The organism is Corynebacterium sp. HMSC068G04, from assembly GCF_001814885.1.
Lineage (GTDB): Bacteria > Actinomycetota > Actinomycetes > Mycobacteriales > Mycobacteriaceae > Corynebacterium > Corynebacterium hiratae.
This window is the reverse complement of record NZ_KV818328.1, coordinates 68,032-74,260: the sequence shown is the minus strand read 5'-3', so window position 1 is coordinate 74,260 and position 6,229 is coordinate 68,032. Positions and strand designations below refer to the sequence as shown.

The 6,229-nt window shown below is 62.5% G+C and carries 7 protein-coding genes; 2 read left to right on the top strand and 5 right to left on the bottom strand.

Annotated elements, in window-relative coordinates:
* Nucleotides 1-250, bottom strand: a 250-nt coding sequence (locus HMPREF2993_RS06535) for an ATP-binding cassette domain-containing protein (RefSeq protein ID WP_141758270.1), incomplete at its 3' end; no start/stop codon positions are given.
* Nucleotides 251-341: 91 nt separating this feature from the next.
* Here HMPREF2993_RS06535 and HMPREF2993_RS06530 point away from each other — a divergent pair.
* The gene (locus HMPREF2993_RS06530) at nt 342-1,652 is read left to right on the top strand and encodes an NHL repeat-containing protein (protein WP_070510391.1); all 1,311 of its coding nucleotides are present in this window, start codon (nt 342-344) and stop codon (nt 1,650-1,652) included.
* Between the two features lie 24 nt (nt 1,653-1,676).
* On the opposite strand, the gene HMPREF2993_RS06525 is transcribed toward HMPREF2993_RS06530, so the two are convergent.
* The 4 genes from HMPREF2993_RS06525 to HMPREF2993_RS06510 form a co-directional block, all read right to left on the bottom strand.
* On the bottom strand, nt 1,677-2,615 hold the full coding sequence (locus HMPREF2993_RS06525; protein WP_070701594.1) for a 4-(cytidine 5'-diphospho)-2-C-methyl-D-erythritol kinase: 939 nt from the start codon (nt 2,613-2,615) through the stop codon (nt 1,677-1,679).
* Complete coding sequence (gene rsmA, locus HMPREF2993_RS06520; RefSeq protein ID WP_070701592.1) at nt 2,612-3,454, bottom strand: 16S rRNA (adenine(1518)-N(6)/adenine(1519)-N(6))-dimethyltransferase RsmA; 843 nt, start codon at nt 3,452-3,454, stop codon at nt 2,612-2,614. Before rsmA ends, HMPREF2993_RS06525 begins: the two co-directional genes overlap by 4 nt.
* A 33-nt stretch (nt 3,455-3,487) precedes the next feature.
* A complete protein-coding gene (locus HMPREF2993_RS06515; RefSeq protein WP_049154227.1) occupies nt 3,488-4,636 on the bottom strand; it encodes a resuscitation-promoting factor in 1,149 nt (382 codons plus the stop codon).
* Nucleotides 4,637-4,881: 245 nt separating this feature from the next.
* Nucleotides 4,882-5,706, bottom strand: coding sequence for a TatD family hydrolase (locus HMPREF2993_RS06510; RefSeq protein ID WP_070701590.1), 825 nt, complete (start codon nt 5,704-5,706; stop codon nt 4,882-4,884).
* A 24-nt stretch (nt 5,707-5,730) separates the two neighbouring features.
* On the opposite strand from HMPREF2993_RS06510, the gene HMPREF2993_RS06505 reads away from it, so the two are divergent.
* Nucleotides 5,731-6,225 (top strand): GNAT family N-acetyltransferase, encoded by a 495-nt coding sequence (locus HMPREF2993_RS06505; protein ID WP_080975046.1) that lies wholly within the window; start codon nt 5,731-5,733, stop codon nt 6,223-6,225.
* The last annotated feature ends 4 nt before the right edge of the window (nt 6,226-6,229 follow it).

Genomic DNA, 6,229 nt, shown 5'->3' with positions numbered 1-6,229 from the left:
TGGTGAGCGATTCTTCTAATTCAAAGCGCTGGGTCACCACCGCCATGCGCAATTCCGAGTTGTGGGACACGCGGCCCGAGTCTGGGGATTCGATACCGGTGAGAACTTCCAGCAGCGTCGTTTTGCCGCCGCCGTTGACGCCGACGATGCCGATGCGATCACCGGTTTGCACGCCGAGGGAGACCCCGTCCAGCAGGGTCTTAAGCCCAAAGGACTTGGTTACGTTTTCAAGGTTAATGAGGTTCGCCATATCGAGTGTTCATCTTAGTGCCTCGGCGCGGTTACCCCCGCACCATTACCTTTATTGCTATTGATTTTCACTTCCAATACTCTGGCGCACTATGAAAAAAGAACGTCTCGCCCTGTGCGCCGCACTTTCCGCCACGATCCTCACCATGTCCGCTTGCTCCTCCCCTGACAGCGAGGAATCCACGTCGCCCTCCAGCGCTGAAGCCTCCCACGCGCATGCCGAGCACGACGATGACCATGATGGGGAGCACAGCCATGACGGCTTCGAAGCCGCGGAAGGTGAGACTGAGGTAGCTGAGCTGCCAAACCGTATCCTTCTTTCCCACAAAAACGGCCTCACCACGCTCGACGGCGAAACCGGTGAGGTCATCGAAAGCGAAGATCTGAAAGCATTCCTCCGTCTAAGCGATGCCGGCGATAACCGCCACATCATGGTGACCAAGGGCGATAGCTTCCTCACCTTCGACACGGGGCGCATCACCAAGCCCCACGGCGACCACAAGCACTACTACGCGGCGCAGCCGCAGCTTCTCAGCGCAGCCATCGACGCACCGCACGCCGGTCACGTGGTTCACCACGACGGCTTTACCGCGCTCTTCTCCGACGGCGATGGTGTGGCACGGATTTACAAGACCGAGGACATCGGCAAGGAAGACGCCAAGCCCGTCAACACCGTCGAGACAGGCGCTGCGCACCACGGTGTGGCCGTCCCGCTGAAAGACGGCTCCGTGGTCACCACGAAGGGCACGGAAGACGAGCGCCACACCATCCAGCACCTCGACAAGTCCGGCAAGGTCCTTGCGGAAACCACTGAGTGTCCTGGCGTCCACGGCGAAGCTGCCGCCGGCAACGGTTCCCTTTTCTTCGGCTGCGAGGATGGGCCCGTCGTCTTCGACGGCACCGAATTCCACAAGATCGACGTCTCCGCTTACGCGGGCAAGGACGGATACCAGCGCTCCGGCAATTCTGCGGGTTCGGAGGAATCCAACATCATCTTGGCAGACAACAAGACCGACAAGGATGTCGACTTCGAGCGTCCCACCTCAGTGACCCTCATCAATACGGAGGACTACTCTGCCAAGAAGGTTGAACTGGGCGAATCCTATTGGTTCCGCTCGTTGGCCCGCGGTCCCCTGGGCGAGGCCTTAGTCCTCACGACCGACGGCAAGCTCAACGTCATCGACCCGGATTCCGGCGAGGTAACAAAGAAGATTGACGCTATCTCCCCGTGGAAGGAAAACGAGGAGTGGCAGCAGCCGGGTCCGATCCTCAAGGCGGCAAACGGCTATGCCTACGTCACCGATGCGAACAAGCAAGAACTGGTGGTCCTTGACCTCCTCGGTGACCAGGAGCCGCAGCGCTACAAGCTCGACTTCAAGCCCGTGGAGATGGCCGTCCTCTAAGGACCGCTACCTACAGCGCTGGCGCTAGACCAGCGTTGCTCCGGTTGCGGGGCCTGCGGTCACCAGGCCACGGGTTCCGCGGTTATCGGCGCAGACCTGGGCCACCACTTCCTGTGCGGTCTCCTCGTCCTCGCAGAGGAAGGCACAGGTAGGCCCAGACCCGGAAACGATGCCCTTGAGGGCGCCGGCGGCCTCACCGGTGTCGAGAATCTTGCGTAAGTCCGGACGCAAAGAGAGTGCTGCCGGCTGGAGGTCATTGTGCATCACCGCGGCAAGCTCGTGGGGGTTGCCGCCGACGAGGGCTTGGCCCACGGCTTCCGTGTCCAAGTGCGGTGTGCTTCCACGGCCGGCAGCGCGCAGCTCATCCAGCTTGCGGAAGACAGTGGGTGTGGACAAACCCTCCGCATTGGTGATGATTGCCCAGATATAGCGCCCGCGCTTGAGCATCGGGGTCAAGAGTTCGCCGCGCCCGCGCCCCAAGGCGGTGCCGCCCATGAGGGTAAAAGGCACGTCGGAGCCCAGTTCCGCGGCGAGTTCGTAGAGCTTCTCCATGCTGAGGGCTTCACGGCCGAATTCGGTGCTCAAAGCTTGGTTGGCCAAAAGCAAGGCGGCCGCGGCATCAGCGGAGCCACCGGCCATGCCCCCGGCGGCGGGGATGTTCTTTTCCATCGTGAGCGTGCCGGCAGCTGGCAACATGAGGTTGTGAGCCACCAGCTCTACCGCGCGCCACGCCAGATTCTCGGTTGACGCCGGCACACCCTTCGCGTGGTTGCCGGTGACCACCACGCTGCTTTCCTCGCCCCAGCGGTAGCTAATGCGGTCATGCACGTCGAGGGACTGGAAGACCGTAGCCAGCTCATGGAAACCATCCGCGCGTGCCTCCCCCACCCCCAGGTGCAGGTTGACCTTGGCGTGGGCGCGCGCCTGCCAGATCTGCGGGGAGTCGTCTCCTGTCCTACTCATGAGGCTTCCGCCAATCGGACGAAGTCCTCCACGCCCAGCTTCTCACCGCGCAGGCGCGGATCGATATCCGCCGCGCGCAGCGCTTCCTCGGCTGCTGCGGCGGAACCATAGAAACCTGCCAGGGCGGCGCGAAGTGTCTTGCGGCGTTGGGCAAAGGCGGCGTCGATCAGCGCAAAGAGCCGCGGCCGTAGTGTCTCGTCGAAGGGGCGGGTGCAATCGATGCGCACCAACCCTGACTCAATCTTGGGTGCCGGCCAAAACACGTTCTTGCCAATCGTGCCGGCCTGGCGAACCGGTCCATAGAAGGATGCTTTCACGCTGGGGATGCCATAGACCTTGCTGCCTGGCGCGGCGGCGAGGCGCTCAGCTACTTCCAGCTGCACCATGACCAGGACGCGGCGAATGGATGGGTAGACCTCCAGCAGGTGGAGCAGCACCGGCACCGCCACGTTGTAGGGCAAGTTGGCTACCAAGGCGGTCGGCTCCCCCAACTCCCCTGCCGCAACGGTGAGCGCGTCCTTCTCCACCACGGTGAGGCGATCCGCAAAGTTGGCTGCCCGCGCCGCCACGGTATCTGGGAGCTTGCCTGCCAGGCGCGGGTCAATCTCCACGGCCGTCACGTGCTCGACTTCGCCCAGTAGTCCCAAGGTCAGCGAACCCAAACCAGGGCCGACCTCCACCACGCGGTCCTCCGGTTGCAGGTCCGCGGCAGCCACGATGCGCCGGATGGTGTTGGGATCATGCAGAAAGTTCTGGCCCAGCTTCTTTGTCGGCGTCACGTCGAGCTCAGCGGCGAGCTCGCGGATTTCCACCGGGCCCAGCAGGTGGGGTTGTGTCATGTCATCCAGACTAATACGCAGGGCGCTGAAGCTTTAGCGCAGGCCGAGCTTCGAGGTGCAGGCGGGCCATGCGCCCCAGCCCTGCGCGGCCTGAACCTTCTGGGCCACAGCGATCTGCTGCTCGCGGGAAGCCTGCCAGGCCTGCGGGGCATACTCGGTGCCGCCGAAGGCAGCCCAGGTCGACGGGGTGAACTGCAGACCGCCGGAGAAACCATTGCCGGTGTTGATGGACCAGTTACCGGTCGCCTCACACTGGGCGAGGGCATCCCATACGGAGCCCTCAGCAACGGCCGGTGCGGTGGACTTCGGCTTGGTACCGCGCGCGATCACTGCGGCGACGGCCTCGGTGCGCACATCTTCCTTGATGATGTCGTTGGACTCTTCCGTACCGTTGACCTTCACAATCTTGCGGGTCACGGTGCGCGAACCTGGGGTTCCCTCCTCGCGGACTTCCTCGGTGCCTTCTTCCAGCTCCGGGTCATCAACGTAGGTAGCTGGTGCGTCGAAGTCCTCCGTCTTCTCCTCTTCCGAGATGTCCACGCGGTCCACGGTGATGGCCGTGCCGGCCTTGACGGGAGCGTCAAGGTCCGGCGACACACGGTCATCCTTGCCCACGGTGATACCGCGGGCTTCCAGTACGTCCTCCACGGTCTTAGCCGCAACGCTGGCGTAGGACACAGAGCCACCGTCAGAAAGCTTAATGATCTTCGGGGATACCACCTCAAGGTTCATGCCCTCAGTCAGAACCTCATCATCCTCGACGGTCTTGGAACCGGAGGTGATAGCAGCGCCTGGGGCGATGCCGTCGAGGCCGCCCAGCAGGTCAGACACAGTGAGGTCAGTGGAGGACATCTTCGTCTCCACGCCATCGATGGTCACCGCAACCGGCTTGGCGGTACGAACGGTAATCGAGTCACCATCGGAGACCTGCTCAGACAGCGCCGGGTAGACAACGTCCTCCCCGCCAACGCTCACACCTGCGGCCTCGAGGGCCGCGTTAACATCACCGGCGAAGGTAGCCAGCTGGGTGGTCTCACCGTTGATGTCGAGCGTGATGTCCTTCTGAGAACCGACGGCAACGACACCACCCACAGCCAACGTGCCGAGCACACCGCCGGTGGCCATGCGCAGGGGCAGGGAGCGGGAGTTGTTGATTCGCTTGATCTGCTTCTTCGGGGACATAAACCTTTACTCGTCTCTGCGTTGCTTCGTGCCCAGAGAGGCCTTTGCACTCTCCTCAGCACCTGACGTGGCGTGCGAATGCACGCCAGCCGGCAACATCAAGGCCGGACTAACTTTGGATAACGATACGGTAACAGAGCGTAACGATCGAGACGTTCTCACACGCCGCCACCACTGGCAACACACTCGTCACACCAAACACGCGCGCCACCGTTGAGCAGCACCTTTGCTTTGAGTGAAGATCATCACACTCCGAAGACCTCGGCGAAGGTTTCAGCCACCTCTGCGGCCAAGTCCTCCACTTCTTGGCCGCGCGCCTGCGCCACGCAGCGGTACGTATGACCAATCAACGAAGGTTCATTACGCGCACCACGGAAGGGCTCCGGGGTCATGTACGGCGCGTCCGTCTCAATGAGCAGCTGCCCGGCTGGCGCGAGCGCTGCGGCTTGGCGCATCTCCTCGTTGCGCTTGAACGTCACGTTGCCGGCGAAGGACAAAACGTAGCCACGCTCCAGAGCCTCCTTGGCCACATCAAGTGGCGAGGAGAAACAGTGCAGCATGACCTTCGGCGCCTCAGCGCACTCCCCCAGCACGCGCATGAGATCCTCATCGGCCTCGCGGTTGTGGATCATCAGCGTCTTGCCCACCTTCGCTGCCAACTCGGCGTGCCAGTGAAGCGCTTCCTCCTGGACGTCAAGCGGCGCAGTTCGTTCCGGCTCATGATAAATCCAGTAGGTATCCAGACCCGTTTCCCCGATGGCCACGCAGCGCGGGTCCGCCGCCATCTCGCTCAGGCGCGAACGGGCGGCCTCGTCGAGTTCATGCGCCTTGGTGGGATGAATAGCGCAGGCCGCGTACACGTTGTCGAATTCCTGCGCCGCGGCCAAAGCCTTCTCCGCCTCCGCTAGGCCATCGCCCACGGTGACGATGCGCTCAACACCTGCGGCACGGGCACGCTCAACGAGGTCGGCGTCAGCGTCGCGGCAAGAGGCGAGGTGCGTGTGGGCGTCGATAAGCTGGCTCAAACCTTCGGCGGGAACGGGCATGGGGCGTGGCTTCTTCTTAGACATGGCTGCGAGTGTAGTCTTGCGCGCATGATAATCCGTGAAGCGACGGACGCCGACGTCCCCGCAATGACCGCCACCTTAAACTGGGCCATCCGGGAGACCCACTTCATCTTTCGCAGCGAACCCGCCACAGTGGAAGAGCGCACCGAGTATCTCCACCAGCTGCGCCGCGAAGCCTGTCCTTGTTTCGTGGCTTTCGATGACGATGGCGCGTACTTGGGCTGGGCACTCTACCGCCCCTACCGCGATCCTAAGGTGTGGCTGGGCTGCTACGAGACGACGATCTACGTTGATCCCACCGCCCACGGCCGCGGGGTAGGCACGCGCTTGCTCGATGCAGTCGTTCAGCATGCCCGCGAGGCGGAGCAGGTCCATACGCTGCTGGCACTCATCGTGGCGGACAACGTCGCATCCATCAAGTTGCATGAGAAGTTCGGCTTTGCCACTGTAGGAACGTTAAAAGAAGTCAGCCGCAAAGCTGGGCGCTGGATAGACCTCACCCACTTGCAACTCATGGTTTAAGGAA

What these genes read in the sequence shown, in the direction of transcription:
- HMPREF2993_RS06505 (WP_080975046.1), top strand. Translation starts at nt 5,731, where the DNA reads ATGATAATCCGTGAAGCGACGGACGCCGACGTCCCCGCAATGACCGCC.
- HMPREF2993_RS06510 (WP_070701590.1), bottom strand. Translation starts at nt 5,706, where the DNA reads ATGTCTAAGAAGAAGCCACGCCCCATGCCCGTTCCCGCCGAAGGTTTG.
- rsmA (WP_070701592.1), bottom strand. Translation starts at nt 3,454, where the DNA reads ATGACACAACCCCACCTGCTGGGCCCGGTGGAAATCCGCGAGCTCGCC.
- HMPREF2993_RS06525 (WP_070701594.1), bottom strand. Translation starts at nt 2,615, where the DNA reads ATGAGTAGGACAGGAGACGACTCCCCGCAGATCTGGCAGGCGCGCGCC.
- HMPREF2993_RS06530 (WP_070510391.1), top strand. Translation starts at nt 342, where the DNA reads ATGAAAAAAGAACGTCTCGCCCTGTGCGCCGCACTTTCCGCCACGATC.
- HMPREF2993_RS06515 (WP_049154227.1), bottom strand. Translation starts at nt 4,636, where the DNA reads ATGTCCCCGAAGAAGCAGATCAAGCGAATCAACAACTCCCGCTCCCTG.